The sequence below is a fragment of the Polynucleobacter sp. 35-46-11 genome (assembly GCF_002281105.1).
On the sequence record NZ_NCFJ01000710.1, the window covers coordinates 1 to 1105 of the forward strand.

Sequence of the window (1105 nt, forward strand, 5' to 3'; positions counted from 1 at the left end):
ATGCAGCTCAGCAAATCGAGAGTTTTGAGAGCTTAAGAAATGGAAAGTGCTCTCCAAATGCTTAAATATGACCTTTTTAAAGGGGGCGCTACTTTGGTTGATAATCCTTCCCTCAATCTCAACGCCATGGGGGTATGGCGAAGAAAATTCCAATAGCATGACATCTACTAATAGCAGCTGAAATGGATTTGCTTGGCTAATATGAGATGGATTCATCAAGTTTTCAATACTGCTTATTTTGATCTCTGGACCCCCAAGAGATCGCAAGATTGGATTTAAAACACTAGAGACATAATTGCCATCCCGGTATTGACCAAGAGCATCAAAAACAATCTTAAAGTTATTTAAAGACTCATCATTTAAGGCAATACCCTGTTTGGAAAGGTACTTTAGTAAAACTTTCAGCCTTCGTAGCCCCACCCTCAATTGATGCAGATATTCAGAATAATCAGCGGGGGAAGCATTCAAGATACTCTGATTGGAGAGGATCTGATCTAAGCATGAATATAGGAGCTGGCTCTTCGCCTGGGCCGACCCAACGCTACTTTTTAAGGAAATGGGCTTAGCTCTTACAGGGGGTAGAAAATCAAGGCCTCGAGCTAATAAAAATCCACGCGCCGATTTACTTTGCGTATCAATAAACGCTTTAAATCGTTTAATAAATGCTTTTGCATGATTTAATACAGCGACTGAATCACCATCTTTGAGCTCTATCTCTAATTCTTGAACATTGCTTGCAATTAATTCAGCACCACGACTTGCTGTGATTGTCCCAATATCCAAGGCAAACTCAACAGTTCCCACTCTATTTTTAACAATGCATTTTCGACGCCAGATATCCGTCTTAAAGCAAAATTGAAGAGTTTGTAATTGCTTCTTTGTGAACATTTTATTTAAATATTTACCTGCCTCATGAGAATCATGGAGATTGATATCCCATTGGGGAACATCATTTCTGCCAACCCCCAAAACTTCATTATGTTCAATTCTATCTAGAGGGTTAGACGTAGATACTTTAAGTGTCTGAACCCATTGCCTACCCTCTTTACGGATTCGCAATGCCATGCGCTCACGGGCGAGCAAGAAATCTGGCGTATCAATATAG

General features: G+C 40.1%; 1 protein-coding gene. It reads right to left on the reverse strand.

Translation table 11 applies throughout. The annotated features are described in order from the left end of the window. A partial coding sequence (locus B7Y67_RS19005) for a CYTH domain-containing protein (protein WP_293599966.1) occupies window positions 1-1105 on the reverse strand: 1105 nt, incomplete at both ends.